This is a genomic window from Paenibacillus sp. CMM36, from assembly GCF_053570945.1.
On the sequence record NZ_JBSEDY010000003.1, the window covers coordinates 227,368 to 245,183 of the forward strand.

11 protein-coding genes are annotated in these 17,816 nt (G+C 36.8%); 8 read left to right on the forward strand and 3 right to left on the reverse strand.

The window, feature by feature from the left end:
* Window positions 1-320: 320 nt before the first annotated feature.
* Genes ACWA2B_RS08385 through ACWA2B_RS08395 form a run of 3 tightly spaced genes read left to right on the forward strand, consistent with a single transcriptional unit; the run spans window position 321 to window position 4,068 of the window.
* The gene (locus tag ACWA2B_RS08385) at window positions 321-1,052 is read left to right on the forward strand and encodes a hypothetical protein (protein WP_449291898.1); all 732 of its coding nucleotides are present in this window, start codon (window positions 321-323) and stop codon (window positions 1,050-1,052) included.
* Window positions 1,052-3,133 carry a Mu transposase C-terminal domain-containing protein gene (locus ACWA2B_RS08390; protein ID WP_449291899.1) on the forward strand — a complete coding sequence of 694 codons (2,082 nt, stop codon included), beginning with the start codon at window positions 1,052-1,054 and terminating at the stop codon, window positions 3,131-3,133. The genes ACWA2B_RS08385 and ACWA2B_RS08390 overlap by 1 nt, the downstream gene beginning before the upstream one ends.
* The gene (locus ACWA2B_RS08395) at window positions 3,130-4,068 is read left to right on the forward strand and encodes a TniB family NTP-binding protein (protein ID WP_449291900.1); all 939 of its coding nucleotides are present in this window, start codon (window positions 3,130-3,132) and stop codon (window positions 4,066-4,068) included. The genes ACWA2B_RS08390 and ACWA2B_RS08395 overlap by 4 nt, the downstream gene beginning before the upstream one ends.
* Window positions 4,069-4,116: 48 nt before the next feature.
* On the opposite strand, the gene ACWA2B_RS08400 is transcribed toward ACWA2B_RS08395, so the two are convergent.
* Window positions 4,117-4,458: a helix-turn-helix domain-containing protein gene (locus ACWA2B_RS08400; protein ID WP_449291901.1), complete on the reverse strand. Its 342-nt coding sequence runs from the start codon at window positions 4,456-4,458 to the stop codon at window positions 4,117-4,119.
* A 138-nt stretch (window positions 4,459-4,596) separates the two neighbouring features.
* Between ACWA2B_RS08400 and ACWA2B_RS08405 the strand changes: the two genes are divergently transcribed.
* The 4 genes from ACWA2B_RS08405 (at window position 4,597) to ACWA2B_RS08420 (ending at window position 10,309) form a co-directional block, all read left to right on the forward strand.
* Entirely contained in the window at window positions 4,597-5,598 is a 1,002-nt protein-coding gene (locus ACWA2B_RS08405; RefSeq protein ID WP_449291902.1) for a DGQHR domain-containing protein, read from the forward strand.
* Window positions 5,599-5,655: 57 nt separating this feature from the next.
* Window positions 5,656-7,404 carry a TniQ family protein gene (locus ACWA2B_RS08410; RefSeq protein WP_449291903.1) on the forward strand — a complete coding sequence of 583 codons (1,749 nt, stop codon included), beginning with the start codon at window positions 5,656-5,658 and terminating at the stop codon, window positions 7,402-7,404.
* Between the two features lie 183 nt (window positions 7,405-7,587).
* Window positions 7,588-7,869 (forward strand): hypothetical protein, encoded by a 282-nt coding sequence (locus ACWA2B_RS08415; RefSeq protein ID WP_449291904.1) that lies wholly within the window; start codon window positions 7,588-7,590, stop codon window positions 7,867-7,869.
* A gap of 397 nt (window positions 7,870-8,266) precedes the next feature.
* Window positions 8,267-10,309 (forward strand): TniQ family protein, encoded by a 2,043-nt coding sequence (locus ACWA2B_RS08420; RefSeq protein WP_449291963.1) that lies wholly within the window; start codon window positions 8,267-8,269, stop codon window positions 10,307-10,309.
* A gap of 702 nt (window positions 10,310-11,011) precedes the next feature.
* Here the strand turns inward: ACWA2B_RS08420 and ACWA2B_RS08425 are convergent.
* A complete protein-coding gene (locus ACWA2B_RS08425) occupies window positions 11,012-12,463 on the reverse strand; it encodes a UvrD-helicase domain-containing protein (RefSeq protein ID WP_449291905.1) in 1,452 nt (483 codons plus the stop codon).
* Between the two features lie 26 nt (window positions 12,464-12,489).
* On the reverse strand, window positions 12,490-14,388 hold the full coding sequence (locus tag ACWA2B_RS08430; RefSeq protein ID WP_449291906.1) for an ATP-dependent helicase: 1,899 nt from the start codon (window positions 14,386-14,388) through the stop codon (window positions 12,490-12,492).
* 110 nt (window positions 14,389-14,498) lie between these two features.
* On the opposite strand from ACWA2B_RS08430, the gene drmA reads away from it, so the two are divergent.
* Window positions 14,499-17,816: a DISARM system helicase DrmA gene (gene drmA / locus ACWA2B_RS08435; protein WP_449291907.1), complete on the forward strand. Its 3,318-nt coding sequence runs from the start codon at window positions 14,499-14,501 to the stop codon at window positions 17,814-17,816.

Below are 17,816 nucleotides of genomic sequence, written 5' to 3' on the forward strand. Positions count from 1 at the left end.
TGGTACTACTGGCTTTTTTTCTATTTTAGCAGAATTAGAATAAAGTATTCACATTAAAGAGTAATTTTCTGAAAGGGAAAAATAGTATATCTATAAATGAGTATTTTCAGTATACTTACCTTTAAGGCATTGGTTGAGCTCTTTCTTATACACAGATATATAGTATTGAGATGATAGAATTTCATCTATCTCAGTATCTAATTTTGACGTGTTAGTAAAAGTCAATGTAATCGAAATGTTCTTAGTTATATGTATGTATATGGATTGAAATGACTGGGACGTTTATCGTGAATGATATTTTGTAAGCATGGAGTGATTATATGCATTGGAGTAATAAAAATTGGAAAAAAGAAGATGAGGCTTATTTTCCAAAGAGGAAAGTAAATAACAAAGGAAGTCATCGACATCCTCATCTTATTGGAAGTTTTTATAGTCGCACAAATCAACGCGTTGTGGAGTACGAATCATTAAATGAGAGATTATTTTACTATTATTTAGAGTTAGACTCGCTAGTTGTTCGTTATTATCCACAACCGTTACGAGTATTAATGAAAACGGATAACAGGGAGTGGTTTCACATCCCGGATGTTTTAGTTTTTAGAGAGGGAAGTAAACCCTTACTTTACCAAATTAAAGAACACCCTAATGACAATTTTTTAGAAAAAACAAAACGATGCAATGAAGCATGTGAATTAATTGCAATCCAAAATGAATGGAACTATAGTGTGATTTTTCCTAAGACACTTCCAGAGCCTTTACCTCGAAATATTAACTTCCTTTCAGGATTTTTAAAACCACGCCAATATTATAATGAATGGTACCAGCAAGTAATTAATCGGTTGCAGTGTATTGAGCCAGTCTCCGTAAATCATCTTGCAAATAGTTTCTTAGAAGTAATGGATCCGCTCTTTATAAAGCCGCTCATATATCACCTTATTGCTAAAGGGGTTTTTTTAGTAAATGTAAATCTCCTTATAGGTACAGAATCTTTAATTACTTTAAATAGTCAAATGGAGTCATTAATCTCAATAAAACAAGGGGGAATGATGTAGTGTCCATTAGCAGGCTAATTTTAAATTCTGAATGTGAATTATATGGGAAGCCCCACAAAGTGGTAGCTGTTGACCCTCCCCACGTATGGTTGAAAAGACCTGACGGAGAAAGTATCCAGTATGATTACATGACATTGGTTACCAATTCTTCTTTTATCCCTGGTAAGTCAATGATCACTAGGAGAAACGAAGTTAATCAAAATCATAACGTATTGGAGAAGTTGAAAGAAAATAAAAGAGAAGAAGTAAGTCATCGTTTTGAAATTATTCGCCCACTGCTATTACTCGAAAAAATTAAGCAAGGGGATATACAATCGGTTCAATTTTTTAAAGATAAATACCCGAATTTACTTCAGGAGGAGGAAGATATATATTTACTTAAACAAAAAGATCTCCTACCCCGAATTATCAAGTTGCATAGGATCTCGAAGGCTACGATTTTAAGGTACCTAAGAGATTTTAGAACTTCAGAATTAGATAACAATAATGGATTGGTTGGACTAATATCTCATAAAGGAAAGGGACAGAGCGGACGAAAAGACAATAAGACACTGACGATTTGTAACCCGGAAAATTCGGAACTCATTTTAGACACTTTATCTGTAAGACTCAGTGATAAACAAATTGAAATACTCAAAAAAGCAATTGAAAAACATTATTTAACAAAATTGAGAGTGTCAAAGGCAGCCATTCATCGTATAGTTGAAAGAATGTGCGGGGAAGAAGAGATACCAGAAATTAAATATATAACTATATGCGGAATTATAAATAGAATTGATGAGAAAGCAAAAGAGATGTTTCGCAATTACAAAAAGGCAAAAAAGGTCTATGACAATGTTGCCCGAGGCTATGCGGATCGTGAGGCACTGGGAAGATTAGATATCATACAAATCGATCATACCCAATTAGATATGCAAGTTATTGATGACGCAACAGGATTAGTTATTAATCGGCCCTGGTTAACCTTGGGGATTTGTGTGCATTCAAGGGAACCTTGGTGCATGTATTTATCTCATGAAGGTCCAGGCGCAAATGTAGTTCGAAAGGCTATACAACATGGTGTATTTATTAAAAATACAATTAAAGAATTTGGAACACAAACAGAATGGGCGGCTTTCGGCGTGCCTAATATTATTTATGTAGATAATGGAATGGATTTTAAAAGTAGTGACATTAAAAGATTAGTAAACGATACTTTGGAAAGTGAACTTCGGCATCGACCTGTTCGGCTGCCTTATTATGGAGCAGTAATTGAACGTTTATTCGGAACAATAAACAGAGAGCTAATTCATAATATTGAAGGAACAACCAAAAGTAATATTTTTGATCGTGGTGAACTGGATCCAGAGGAGGAGGCTTTTCTTACGTTAAGTCAATTACGTAAAATCCTTATTTATTATTTGACAGATATATATCCATTTAAACCTCATAGAGGATTGGGTAACCATTTGACACCAAGACTTAAATATATTGAAAGCTTGCAAGAAATGGGATACCCGCACACTCTATTTGAAGATGAGAAGGAAAGATACAAAATTGACTTTCTATTCACAGACAAAAAGTCCTACACTCGGGATGGTGTACGTTGGAATAATCGTATTTACAAATCAGATAAATGTTCAGACATTATAGGAACGAGTAAAATTAAATATATTGTTAAGTATGATATCGATGATATATCCAAGATTTACTTATTACATCCCAAAACAAATGAATTTATGGAATTGTATTGTGAGTCACCGCCTTATGAGTCTGTTGTTGGGATAAACCAGTATACTTATAAAGTAATTCAGAAAAAAGCCCGTAAGGAAGGTGAAGTTAAATTAAGAGCTATTCTAACAGGGGAACAAGTAAAAAAAGGCTGGAGTAAAATTGCAGAGGAAATAGAGGAGGCTTACACTAAACGAAAATCAGTTAGAAAAAGTATGGCCAAGATGGGAAATATAAAAGTAGAGGTTGTGACAGCCTATACAGAACAGCAAGCTTCACGAACAGAAAGAAAAAAGCAAGAAAATAAGATAGAAGAAGAGCTTTTCATGCAGGCTAAGCGAGCTGAGGAGCGAAGAGGGGGAGGGAAATGAGTCGTGAAGAGGTTGAGATGTTTCGAAATAGGATTCAAAAATTGTATCTGGAACACAAAGAAGTAAGACGACTTTGGTCTAAATTTGATTCACTTCGTATGTGTAACACAATGGTAGAAGAAGATGAGGATACGGATGAAAGAGATCCTCGGAGCTTGTTTGTAACCGGGCTTTCAGGAACAGGGAAATCGCAAATTGCCAAGCGATACAAACGTCGTAACCCGGGTTATACCTTGGAAACTCAGGACGAGGAAATTGATATTAAGCCCGTCCTGTACGTAAAGTTGCCGTTCCCCTTCACACAGTTACATTTTTATGTAAAAATTCTCAACGAGCTTGGCACAGATAATCTGAGAAGAGATGTGAAGATAAACTATGTTAAAGATAGAGTACTATATCTTCTGAAAAAGCAAAAAACAGAACTCATATTTTTTGATGAAATGGATTATATCATGCGTACTAAAACATTTGATAATCAGTCAGCCATGGAGATGTTAAAAGATTTAACGAATGAATGTCAAATTTGTATTGTTTGTATCGGCACTCCAAAAATTGAACCTCTCCGTAATATGGAAGATGAGTATATACGTAGGTTTGGTAAAGATAAACTACAACGATTCGATACTTGTAATGACATCTTTTGCTCATTATTGATTCAAATTGAAGATGCTATTCAACCTCCAAAGCCTATAGGATTGGGTGATCCAGAAACCGGATATCCTCAATTATTACACTATTACTCTCAAGGGAGAATTGGATACCTCCATTTAATTATTAAAGAAACGTATCGGCTACTTGGAATTTTCGATACGTGTGATGACTTCAGTAAAGCAACAATAACTGTTGATTTACTTCAGGAGGCTAAAAAAAAATTTGTTTGGAGAGAACGACCATTTAGTAGAGCCAAATTGAATTTAACATGCACAATACTTTGATACTCTTTACCAAGAGGCTCTTTCCAAAGATTTGGAAGGGCTTTTATTTTATGCATTCTTTAAAGAAATGGCTTCTTTCAACATTCTATGAATGATGTGTAGTTCAGAAGTACTTAATGAAAGAAGGAGCATATCAATGTTATTTAAGGCATCAGTTTTTGAGCTCTCGCAATCGCTTTTTTCATTTTTTAACAGTAAATAAGCTTTAATATCTAGAGCTTCTGATATTTTTATTAACGTCTCCAGCGTTATATTTATTTCTCCTCTTTCAATTCTCCCTAAATAAGATTGATCAATATGAAGGATCTCGCCAAGTTCCTCTTGTGTATAATTTTTAGCTTTTCGGTACAGCCTTATTTTTTTGCCTACTTCTAAATAGTTGTTGGACATATAGCCACCTCTCTTTAAGAGTAGGCAAGAGTGGTTAGTTGTTGAAGAATGTTAAACTACATATTTCCATTTGATAATAGGATATATATATTCTAAAATAAAGGCGAAATGAATATATCGAAAGGACTGCATACAATTATGGCGTCATTGGCTCATCAATATGTTATAGAAAATGTTCTGCAACATAAAATGCGAGGCAAGGTTGCCTATTCTGGCAATGTATCATCTACATCAGCCTTGCAAATTACTTACGTTAAACCATTTGACCACCCTTCAGGTAAAGGATACCAGAGGCCTGTAGATAGAAAAAAGTGCAATGATTTTGCCATATATCTTTCCAAGGGAGAGAATGCTCTATTCCCTCCCATACTTCTAAATGCTGAATCCAATTGGGAATTTTCGGCCTATGATAAGTCAAGATCATCATTTGGGCGTTTATTATGCAAAAATAAGGGCTCACTGATTGATGGTCAGCATCGATTAGGAGGAATTAAACAATACACCCAGGATACGCATTCTGTAATTGGTGTTCCATTTCTAGCATTTCATTATTTGGATGAGGAAGAGGAAATAGAACTTTTCGATATAATCAATACCAGAGCTAAGGGAATAGGTAAATCACATAGTAGATATTTACATCGAAATACCGATGAAAATAGTTGGATTTCAACGGAACTCATAACAAGAGGAGATAGTCCATTTCATTTTATGAGTACACTAACGGGTAAAAGAAGTACGGGTCGTCATGTTACGCTTCAAAATTTATATAAAGTACTTGAACTACTAACGAAGCCTACTCATGTAGCTAACTTGACTAAAGATGAAAAACTTATGTTGACACTCGTTTACTTTAATGAGATTAAAGAGCGCTTCAACCAAGAATGGACAAGCTACAGAGAATATCGATTGACTCATATTGTTTGTTTGAATGCTTTAGCAATAGCTGGGGCTGAACTTTTTTCAAAGGCTGTTGGGGAGCGGCAGAGGCAAATTGATTTTAATCTTATCACTAAAGGTGTTAAAAAAATGAAAAATATAGATTGGTCTGTAGATGGTCCCTTCCGATTCATAAAAGGGGTAAGCGGCTCAAAAACGCTAGCGAGTGATTTAATAGCACAAATAATTCAAACCAGCAAGTAATTCATCATGGGACTCTCATTATTTTGAGAGTTCTTAATTTTTTAAGGGGGGAAACAAATGTTCACTGTTCGCTTAAAACCACAAATAGGGGAAGGATTAACGAGTTTTATGAGGCGATTTGCTGTAGCTAACGGCTCTGAATTACTCACACTTTGGAACTTCATAAAATCTAAGCATTGGGAAACTCCACAGAGATTTGACTTACACTTGATTGATTATTCTCCTATGTCAATTCTTAATATTAATTTACTTTCAAATTTAACAAAAGTACCTGTTGAATCTTTACTCGAAATGACCTTCTATTATGTGTTAAAGAAATATTGTCATAGTAAAAAAATAATGCATTCTCGGTTTATAAATGGCATGATACGAACTAGCCTTTATTACTGCCCTTATTGTTTAAACGAGAAATACTACATTCCATTAAAATGGAAAATTGACGGAGTAGACTCATGTTTGAAACATCAGTGCATCTTATTAAATCATTGTAACCGTTGTGGTGGAGACATCGAACTTAGCATATTCCAGACGTCAAATTGTTGCTCATGTTGTCACGAAAACTTAGGAAGTGGAGGAATTGGAACTGCTAAAAACATTGAGCATAATCATTATCAACGTTGGTTAAGCAAAGCATGGGACGAGTTATTAACCAGGAGCAATTATTTCTTAAGCTCTGATCTGGTGGTGCAAAAGCTTATATACATCCTTAATGATGAAAATTCTACATATGATCCGGTGGCTTTAAGTCGAATTTGCGATCTTCATGGTATTCATTTTCAAGGATTGTTACAGTACGCAAGAAATACTCAGAAACAGCATCGAAATCTTCATGTGAAAAAAATATTGGAAATTTTGTACTTGAAGAATAAACTTCCAAGTAGTCTATTGAACATTGAGCTGCCCCCTCAATTCCTGGGGGGACTGTTAAATAATGATGGGAGAAAGAGAACTGAACCTCACTGTCTAGCTCCTTGGTGTGTTAGCTTCCAAAAGAGCGGTTCCTTGGTGAAAACAGGGACCGACTATAAAAAGTTAAAAAGTGGACAAGTGCTAAGAAATCATCTTGCTTGTTTTGAGTGTGGATGTGAATATGCTTTTAATAATAGAGGAGAGCAGATAGAAAAATATTATTTTATACAAGGATACAGTGGGATAACAAACGGACATTCACTAACGGAGTTATCAAAAGAAATCCGATTGTCCATTTCAAAATGCCGTCGTATTATTGCGTACTTTAGGTCGCGGACGCTAGATAAACATGTGAATGTTAAAATTGAAAGCTCCTTCATTGAACGAGTAACAACTGCTATACGAGATAATATTGGTTTTTCGGAAATCGAAAAGTGGGAATGCTGGGAATCAAATGATCATTTTCTTATTTATCGTTATCACATTAAAGTGATGCGTGAGAAATTATGCCAAAAGAAGAAGGGGAATGCTAAGATATCAAGAGAAAAGATAATAGTTGAATTGGAAGCCATAGTTGATGAGCTATTAGAAATAAATGAGGATATTACAATCAGAGGAATTTCTAAAAGAATTGGGATTTCTCAAAACACAATACGCAAGTGGAAGGTAGCACATGATCGTATTAAAGAAGCCAAAATATTTCAACAAAAAAAGCGTTTAGATAAAAAAGTAGCCGCGTTATTTGATATTATAAATTCTTACTGTCAAGAACATGCCGGGGAGGCGATACTCTCAAAAGATATTTATGACTTCATAGGTATAAAACAATCATATCTATTAAGTATAGCTCCCGAGGTTAGTAAATATATTAGTTACAAATTACGTATGGATACTTAAACAATTGTACCTTTTTATCACAAATGACGGTGCTAGAGGAACATAGTTTCGACTTAAAGTGTAATTCAAAGAGTGATAAGCATGTTAAATTACAAAAATAAAACGATTTCTGAAAGGTGAGTTCAATTGTATCGTTCAACTATTAAGGAATCCCGATTCTATGTTGTAGTTACAGATGGAGTTATGGAAGAAATAATAATCGAACTTCCGAATAAAGAGCTTGCCGATGAAGTAGCATATCAACTACAACTGGCTTGGAATGAAGCTGAGTCTTGGGGAGGGTTTAAAATGAAAAAGCAACCTGATCCGGATGGATACAAAATAGAAATTGCTGATCGTATGAAAAAATTAAAAAATATGAGTAAACAAGAGCGCAGAGAATATAGTGATCGAGTTGCAAAACAAATTGAAGCTGAACAAAATAAAGCCAGAGAACAAACATTTAGTGAAAAAAATAAATTATAAAATATCATCCAAATAACTTTTTTGGAATAAATAAGTTCATTGAGAAATATTACAAATTAGGATTTGTTTGAAAAATAAAATACTTTCTGTATAAAGCATACAAAAAAGTTAAATTGGAAAGAACTGAAGATTGATAAAAGCGAAGAATAGAGGCGATTATCATTTAACAAAGTCTTTCTTAGAGAGTTGACTTCTGGCTAGTCTTAATTATTCATTATTACTCTCAAAATCAGAATCGATTATTTAAATGATGAATTAAGAAGGCACACATCTTAATTAACGTTTATAAACTAATTTAGGCCAATTTAAATTTTGTTCGAGGAATTAAATCATCTAGCTAGTCCAACTGGGGGTTACTATCATTATTAATAAATCTGAGGACGAGATACGCCTTTCAATAAGGCCAAAGCCAAAGAAGGGGGAATCTTTGAGTAGCTTTATTGTTCGTGTAGCAGAAAGCAATGGTATATCATATTTAAATATTCGGAAATATGCTAATACGAAAAGAGATTATCTTGTGGCATCAGAATTTATGCATCAATTTGATTGGTTACCTCAATGTTATGATATTGATAAAATGTGCTATCTCTTAGGAGTAGAAAACAAACACCTGGTATCTTTAACCTTCAATCCTGTTTTAAACAAGTTTGTATCGAATCTCGGGCTTGAAGTAAGAGATTTTCAAAATTTAAGGAGAGAACTGGTCTTGGATAGGCGCAAATTTTGCCCAATCTGTATTAACTCCAATAAAGTCTTTAAACTAATTTGGCAAGTATCAGAGCTGGAAATTTGCAATGAACATCTTGTTGTTCTGGAAAGCAATTGTGTGCAATGTGGTAATAAATTCAACTATGTAACAAAAGATATGGTAACTCTGAAATGTTCATCTTGCCAATCCTCTATTTGCAAGAAAGCAAAGGAAGTCAATGATCTAAATTATATTAAGGAGCAGCAAAGGAAATATGAAGATTGGAAATATTTAATGGAAAATAAAGAAAGTATTAATATGAACATTCCAGGTCTGAATAACGAGCAAAGTCTGGCTTGTTTGATTTTATATACATCTCTGAAAGACGTTAATATTTCAGTTTTTAATCAAAGAAACATTCGTTTCTTTAATTTGGATCGTATTAAGAGATTTGCTTCGCTTATTCGTAATAGGCAATCTTTTTCAAGAGTGAAATTACAAGACATATTAAAGGTATCCAGAGCACTTGAATTAAACTTAAGGGAATATTTTAAAATCAGAGTTCCAGAAACTTTTGTGAAGTCATTTTTTTCTTCAGAGCAAACAGGTGATAGCAATATTGGCGTTTGTAAATCACCTTGGTGTGAGTTTTTTGAAACTAACAAGGGTATAAAGGAGCTAAATGGAACATTTGCTGGTGTCCGTAAATCGATTATGAAAAACGGTGTCAAATATAAAAAAGTATTTGCTTGCTCCAGATGTTTCATGAAATATGCTATACATCCTGAGACAAAACAATGGAATGAGATTGATGATCGTATATATAACCTTTGGAATATAATGAGACCATTATTTAATAGTGGATATACGAGGTCTCAAGTGGCTAAGAAGATAGGAATTACTGTACAAAGGAGTGGGGAATATCTAGGTTATATGGTTCAACAACAATTACTTAATAAGGATCTTTGCCGTACTCATACACCAAAACATGTTCCATCCAATTTGGTAGAGATATTCAGGGAACTAGGTGGAACCTATTTTTCCAGTTATGTGACAATATACAAAAAAGCAAAAAGAGTATATGGATGGACCTGGATGGAATTTTGTTATTATTCAGCAGATAAAGATGTGAATTATGACAAACTATTCATTCAGTCAGTAAAAGTAATGAACAAATCCAAGCAAAAAGAAAAGCTTGAAGCAAAGATTAAACGAGCTTTAGAAGATTTATCTACTAATGATAAATTAAAACTCTCAATTATAGCAGTTGCCGATCTAGCAGGTTGCTCAGATAAAACTATATACGATAAAGGTTTATCTGGAAAAATCCATACTTTATTTGCACAACAAAAGCGCTCCCGTTTAGAAGTAGAGCAAGGGGAGCTTGAACGAAAATTTTGTGTGTACAAAAAACAAATGGATGAAGAGGAGATGCCGTTACTCTCTCAATATGTTTTTCGCTATCTTGGAAGAAGCCAGAAATATATTACGCAAAAATTCCCGCTTTTTGCGAAAAGAATTTCAGAGGAAGTATTGGAAAACAAGAGGAAGCATCAAAAGGCTTATTTGAAGCGAAAAGAACTAGAGGTTAAAAAGGCTGTACATTACGTGCATCAAACTCAAGGGAAACTCAACCTTATACGGGTGAGTTCATATTTGGGAATTAGTTATTATGGCCTTCAGGGAAATGCAAAAAAAATAAGGGAAATTATCCAAGTTGAAATTAACCGTTACTTAGAAGCGCATAAATAGTAAGGGAAAACCATTTGGGACCTTATAAGGAGAGAGTGTTGGTTTAGGATGAAAATTCCTTTTATTCAATTTCAAGTGCCAAATATATGAGAACCATTTCTTCAAGTATAAATAATTTATCATTCATATTAATTATATAGAAAAAACTTTAAGAATTGATTTTGATAAATAAAACACCAACTGACTACTCTGAAAAGAGGCATCCGTTATTCGTGAATGCTCAGGATTATTCCAGTTAAAATTCCAACGTGCGCCCCTCATAAGCCAGCTTCGGACGGCGTGGAGGTTCCGAGATCCTGAAGTCATGAGATTTGTGTAGTGACCAAACCTCATGACGATGACTGCGGGAAAAGCAGCGGACATGTTCAAGTTGCACTGGCAGAACGAAGTTACTTCTCCATTGGATCAATGAGTATATCAATACTCTAACGTTGCTTTGAGTCAACTTTTCTAAGCTCTTATTATATAAGCGCTCTTAAAGAATTCATATGCTCACACAAGTACACGTGTTCTCAGACAAGAAACGCTGATGTTTTCCATTATTCAGTCTACCCTCGCTGAATTAGAATCCCTACTCATTGGTGTTTAACCAGCATTAACTCAAAGTAGGGTATATATAATCTTAAATTTACAATGTGTAGTTAACCAATATGCGGAATTAGGTTTATGAAAGCAGGAAATACCGGTAATTTTTTTAAAATTTTAAACTATCTTATAAAGATCGTTATCCAGTTCCCCGACAAACTGGGAAATTGGAGTAACAGCAATAAGGGAAAGCGTCAATCGGGCACGAGTCATGGCCACATACAGCTTGCGACGTTCGGTCGCTACGTGAGCATCGGGATCATCACCTGGATCTGATAGTTTGATAGGAAGTTTGCCATCCTGAAGACCGGTTACGATGACATGATCGAATTCCAAGCCTTTGGATGAATGAAACGAAACAAGTTTAACACCCTGAGTTAGAAAATCGGCCTCATCCGACTTTATTTTTATTGCAGCAATGTTTACTTTGGCTAAGGCAAGTGCAATATCATCCAATCGGTCATTTGAATGTGCAATCACTCCAATTGTATCCGTAGGGAATTCTGTAATAAGCTCTTTAATTTTTTTTATAAGCTGCTTTTTTTCATCGGCAGTTGAGCTAACCCTGCTTAATTCTGGAACTGGCCCCTTAATATCCGGATCTGTGGATGGCAGAAATTCTGAATCGTTTAACAGTGTCTTATCGTGAGCCTGCAAACTTTTCGCAAGTTGAATAATTTGTTTGGTGGAGCGAAAGCTTTTATTAAGTATTTTACTTCGTGTCCCTTTTATATCAATATCCACACTTTTCCAAGTAAAAGATCTTCTATATATTTGTTGTCCTTTGTCGGCTGCAATTGTAAGACTCTTAACAGCAAGCAACTTGACGACCTTTAATTGCGCAGGAGACAGGTCTTGTGCTTCATCGATGAGTACATGTAACGGTCTCCGATCAACAGTGATTTCGCGTTCATGTATCAGTAACAGAATGGCAATATCATCAAAATCATGTGCGTTTTTGCTTGTTAGTATGGACTGGTATTTCTCATAAACATCAAAAATGGATTCACGATGCAATTTAGTAACCTGAATTTGATTTCCCCGTCCTGTACGAGCACAACTTAAATACTTCTCTCTCTCATTCATGTTGTTGTTCTTAATCCAGGATACTTCCTCCTTAAGAAACTTTATTAATTGGTATTCGGTCACCTTTGGTGTTTTTGCTTTAATGTTTGGAAAGGTGGGGTCTCCGTATTTTGCGACTGTCCTTTTTGCGTAAGCAATCATTTTCTCTTGTTCTTTTCCAGCAATATTTCTGGTGTTCAAGGCTCCAATCTCTTTTAGAATCTGCGCTCCCCAAGTATGAAAGGTTAATGCTTCAACAGGCGTTTGTGTTGTTGCCTTTTTAGCAAGTTGTCTTAAATAGGTAGATAAAGCCCGATTAAAAGTTAAAAATAAAACATTTCGTTCTCCTTCATTAGACTCTATCTTGTTAAGATAGTTCGCTCTTTCAAGAAGAATTGTCGTTTTTCCCGCACCCGGAATACCCCTTATCAACAACTCTCCCTTTGGAGTAAACTGCACGCACTTCTCTTGTTCTTCCGTTAATTTAATTAGTTTTAGTGCCATGTTTTATTCTCCTTGTCAGCTTGATTTTAGAAATCATCTCCAAAAAAATTTAGCACCTCGGTTTTATACTTCTGTTCCGCTTTTTCCTGGAGCTTTTTCGCATTATTAATAAGCTCTATGTCGCCCAATTCGAGTATCTTGTCGTCATCTGTGGAAGTCGGTGTAAAACCGTTAAACTCATAGTGTTCTATCAACTCCGTACCTTCCCCCATACACTCATCAAAAAAACTATCAAAGTGTATTCCTGGGTGCCCAATTACATAAAGCTTTTCCTTGGCACGGGTTAAACCTACGTAAAGCAATCTTCTTTCCTCGTCTATATCTGGAGAACTTCCATTTGGAAATGTTCTGTCACCGAGATACAAAAGAAAGACAACTTTAAACTCTTCTCCTTTGGCTGAATGAATTGTCCGAATCTGTATATTTGCATCCAGTGTACTCGGTTCGGGCTCGTTCCCTGATTCGATGGTATTATATATCTCTTCCGATATTTCAAAGCAGAATTCAAGTCCCATTTTCTGAAATTCCGTAATTTCATCTCTGATATCTTCAGATAGAATGCCTTCTGGAATATCGGTAAGTAAGCGATGTGTATCTGCCTTAATAAACTCGACAATGGTCATTCCATAGTAGTCGGGGCTCATGCAGATTTGAGAAATATAATTGCGTATTTCACGTTTGTGATCAACATCGGAATCCCTTATCACGTTCGCAGACAAATTATGAGCATTTAAGGCTTCCATCACAATGGTTCCTTGGGGAGAATGCTCTGTGTTCTTTCTGACCAACACACAAATCTCCTGTGGCGTAATGTCACTATTTTCGAATAGAGTTGAGACTTCAGATGCAATATAATCACCTGCAAGTTGAAGAGATGGTGCATGGATCAACTTTACCGCCTCATTAACAAGTTTCAATTCAGGTATCAGTTTGTTGGGTATTTCACTCATCAAATTTATTCGATTTGCAACCCTTATGATATTCTCGGTTGATCGATAGTTTCTTATAAGAGAAGTGGTTGGTAGAGTTTTTTGGGCAACAGATCTCGCTCGATCTTCAAAGTTCAGAATATTTGATATGCTTGAACCATTAAACGTATAAATGGTTTGTCCAGCATCGCCTACAACATTAAGGCAAATATCATTCCGGGAAATAGAAAACAATAATGATTCTTGTGCGCGCGATGTATCCTGATACTCATCCACCAAAATATATTTCAGTCCGTTTCTCAATCGTTTTAATGTTTGTTCACCTGAGTTTCCGAGTACACGAATGGCTTCGGTAATCAAACCACAATAATCTATGCAGTTGTTAACTTGAAGCCGGTTATTATATCTCGCCCATAGCTTCTTTAGATCATCGGTCTCGATATTAAAGTTTCTACTACCGTCAGTCCAGCATATGTGCTGATTGGAAGGTAGTTCATCAGGTTTTGTAAGGCAATCCATGTCATTTGAACCTTGTCGAAGTTCATCCAATATCTTGAGGCAACAATCAATAGGGACTTTTTTTGCGCTCTCCAGTTTATCGAAAAGATAATCAAAATTATTATTCATTATCTCATTGCCTTCTATCAGCCTGAAATTTGGACGAAGCCAAGTTTCATTACATTCAATTGCCAATCTTAATATACGATATGACAATCCATGAAATGTATATACGGGTACGATGCTACCTATACCAATTTCCATACAAAATTCTTCAAGCTTTTGCAATAATCGACTTCGTGCAGTTCTAGAGAAAGATAAGGCTATAATTGAATCAGCAGATATGTTCATTTCAAGTTGCAAATATAATATGCGTGCTGCTAAAGTACTGGTCTTACCCGTTCCAGCAGCTGCATTAATTGCCAAGCTTCCCAAAGGGGCCTTTATTACTTCCTGTTGCTCTTTGTTGAATCGGGATATTAAAGTATCAAGAGTCAAATGCTGCATCCTCCAATAATATAATTTCAGAATATAGTTCGACATTAAAGGACTTTATTCCTACTTTAATGAAATATTAAAGTATAATAATTCCATAGGGAGTGATATTTATGGGAGAACAGGAAAAGGTTAATATTCGTAATGAATTAATAGATCGATTGGCATTGGAGTTGGTAGGACCAAATTATAAAGATGAGGAGATCGGGGAATCTCCTTCCCAGAGATATTTGACCGGTATATTATGGCCTAATGGCACCTTGATGGAAAAGGAAGACGATGAAAAGACAGAGACGGATGACAATGAAGATGGCAATGACATACTTGATGCTATTGCACCTTTAATGCAGGCCATGAAGCCTTCTTCAATAGGTTTGTCTTTTGTTGTTGAAGCCGGTCAGGAGAAGATTCGCGTGTTCTATGAATGGGGCGAGTACTTTAAGCTGGGTGAGAAGAAAAGGTCACCTTGGAAAAGAACTCCCATTAGGGACCAAAAGACAATTGATTTACTGCCGGCTGATGGTTTGAGGCGCATACTTGCACTGAAATCGGACGGTATGGGAGAGGTTAATCTTGAATGGCTTGCTCGTCCTCTCAAAGATGGATCAGGAAAATTGGCGGTCAGCTTATTTTTGGTGAATCGCAGAGAGAAACCGGAAACTCTCAAGGATGCATTTTGTCTTTATCAGCCTCTGTTAAAAGTAAAGGGATATGGATGCGAATATCCATTCTCGGTAAGGAAATTAAACATGGACCGGGGCTATCAGGCTCCCGACGTAGCGGCAGATAATTTGCTGTATAGAAAACAGCGTGTTTTCGCAGTAGGGCATGGTGTTGCCGTTGACTGGAATGATTTCTCTAATGATGAAGAACTCGTTGGCAGTCTGTTTACCAAAATCATACCTGTATATGAAATTCCGCATGTTATCCCCCATGACGGGCTGGGGAAAGGATCGCTTGATATGAAGGAGATATCGAAAGCAAGGAATGGTGATGAAATCTATAATTGTCTTAACCCGATGCTCGATGAATACGAAGAATGGATTGAGGAACAAGGCGATATCCTGGAGACGATAAAAATTGACCTCGATGAGGAGCAATATAATACGGGGGAGGAACATTTGCAATTGTGCAAGGAGTCCCTGAAGCGCATGAGAAAGGGACTTGGCTTAATAAGGGATGAAGGGAGGGACAGAGAGGTATTCAGAGCGTTTTGCTTTGCCAATAGGGTCATGTCAAAACAACGAATACAGAGTATTTGGGCACGAAAAGCAAGCAAATCCAAAAATTGGTCCGAGGAACCAAAGGGAATACGTACTCAATGGAGGCCGTTCCAGATCGCATTTATTTTGCAGTCCCTTACGGGCATCGTTGAACCCGACCATGATGACAGAAAAGTTGCTGATTTGCTGTGGTTTCCGACAGGTGGTGGTAAAACGGAGGCATATCTCGGGTTGTCGGCATTTGTAATGGCCCTGAGAAGACTTCGAAAAGAGCAAAATGGAAAGCGTGGAGATGCTGGTGTAACCATCCTTATGCGCTACACCCTGAGGCTATTGACCATCCAGCAATTCCAAAGAGCAGCAACCTTAATCTGTGCATGCGAAATGGAACGATTACAGGACAAGGATTCCTGGGGGGAAGAGCCCTTCAGAATTGGATTATGGGTGGGTGGCAAAAACACCCCGAATGATTTCGATGAAAGTGTAGAGCTAATGGAAAATAAACAACCAAGCCCTGGAGCACCGACTCCCGTTCAGTTGGTTTCATGTCCGTGGTGTGGTTCGGAACTGCACAGTCGTAGAAACTATTTTCTTGATAAGAAAAATAGGAGAATTTTAATCGGATGTTCAAGACGTGAATGCGAGTTTCACCGTTTGATAAATCCAGAAGGGATTCCGGCTGTGGTTACTGACGAGGAAATATATAGATTGTTACCAACGCTTTTAATTGGAACTGTTGATAAATTTGCCCGACTGCCATGGGTTGGAGAAACCCAGTCACTATTTGGAAAAGTTAAAGGTCAAATTCAGCCTTGGGGATTTGTTTCTGAAGGGGCTGCTCCAAACACTCAAGGATGGATAAAAGATGTTTTGAAAACAAGTACAATAACAGGTGATTCCATGGATCAACGTGAGTTACTTCCTCCGGAACTAGTTATCCAGGATGAATTGCACTTAATTTCAGGGCCTTTGGGAACAATGGTGGGTCTGTATGAAACAGCTATAGATTATCTATGCAGTGGAATAAGGAACGGAGTGGAAGTAACACCGAAGGTTGTAGCATCGACAGCCACGATTCGGCGCGCGAAAGAACAGATCCAGTCACTCTTTGCAAGAACACTTTCCATTTTTCCAAGTCCTGCTTTGGATTCCGGCCAATCTTACTTTGCAGTAGAGCAACCAATTAAAGGAACACCAGGGCGAACCTACGTGGGGATATTTGCTCCTGGTCGAAGCGTTAAAACTGCTTTGGTTCGGGTGTATGCAGCTTTACTTTCATCAACCGGGGCAATGAAGCATTTGGATGATGATCTTGATCCTTACCAAACACTTGTTGGTTATTTTAATAGTTTGAGAGAACTGGGAGGAGCTGTTAGATTAATTGAAGATGACGTAAGAAGCAGAATGAGTGTATTATCATCTTCCAATCGCGGACAGAAATATCAATTTGTCGATCGTAAACTTAAGGAGAATGTACCCGAACTTACAAGCCGGGTGAATTCATCACAGATTCCGGCATTGCTTCAAAGGCTGGAGCAGCCCTTCCATGTGGACTCTCCAAATCATGTTAATCCTGTTGACGTTGTATTTGCCAGCAACATGATATCCGTAGGGGTTGATGTTAGTCGTTTGGGCCTGATGGTAGTGACGGGACAACCTAAAACAACTGCAGAATATATCCAGGCTACAAGCCGTGTGGGGCGCGAACATCCAGGCTTGGTCATTACGGTTTATAACTGGGCGAGGCCAAGGGATGTATCACATTACGAGCGTTTTGGCTCATATCATGCTGCATTATACCGATATGTGGAGGCAATTAGCGTTACCCCTTTTTCATCCCGGGCACGTGATAGAGCCCTTTCAGCAGTTCTTGTTTCAATGACAAGATTGTCCGAATATAAACTTTCCAAAAGAGAAACTGCCAAGAAATTCAGGTCCAATGCAGCGTATATTGAAAGCATTATGGAATTTATGAGGAAGCGGCTTGAGAATATGGGATTACAACGTGAAGATGAAGTGGAAGAACATTTAAAGTCCTTGATGGACAAGTGGGAATCCAAAACTTTCGGGACAAGTCTGACATATACCGGAGGTAAGGAGAAATTGTTGTATCCATTAGGGGAAAAGGCCCCTGCTTCAACATTTTCAATTCCTAATTCCATGAGAGACGTGGAGTCATCAGTTGGAATATATTTATTAAAGGAGTAG

Coding starts and splice junctions, on each gene's coding strand:
- ACWA2B_RS08410 (WP_449291903.1), top strand. CDS start 5,656: ATGTTCACTGTTCGCTTAAAACCACAAATAGGGGAAGGATTAACGAGT.
- ACWA2B_RS08425 (WP_449291905.1), bottom strand. CDS start 12,463: ATGGCACTAAAACTAATTAAATTAACGGAAGAACAAGAGAAGTGCGTG.
- ACWA2B_RS08385 (WP_449291898.1), top strand. CDS start 321: ATGCATTGGAGTAATAAAAATTGGAAAAAAGAAGATGAGGCTTATTTT.
- ACWA2B_RS08400 (WP_449291901.1), bottom strand. CDS start 4,458: ATGTCCAACAACTATTTAGAAGTAGGCAAAAAAATAAGGCTGTACCGA.
- drmA (WP_449291907.1), top strand. CDS start 14,499: ATGGGAGAACAGGAAAAGGTTAATATTCGTAATGAATTAATAGATCGA.
- ACWA2B_RS08405 (WP_449291902.1), top strand. CDS start 4,597: ATGGCGTCATTGGCTCATCAATATGTTATAGAAAATGTTCTGCAACAT.
- ACWA2B_RS08415 (WP_449291904.1), top strand. CDS start 7,588: ATGGAAGAAATAATAATCGAACTTCCGAATAAAGAGCTTGCCGATGAA.
- ACWA2B_RS08395 (WP_449291900.1), top strand. CDS start 3,130: ATGAGTCGTGAAGAGGTTGAGATGTTTCGAAATAGGATTCAAAAATTG.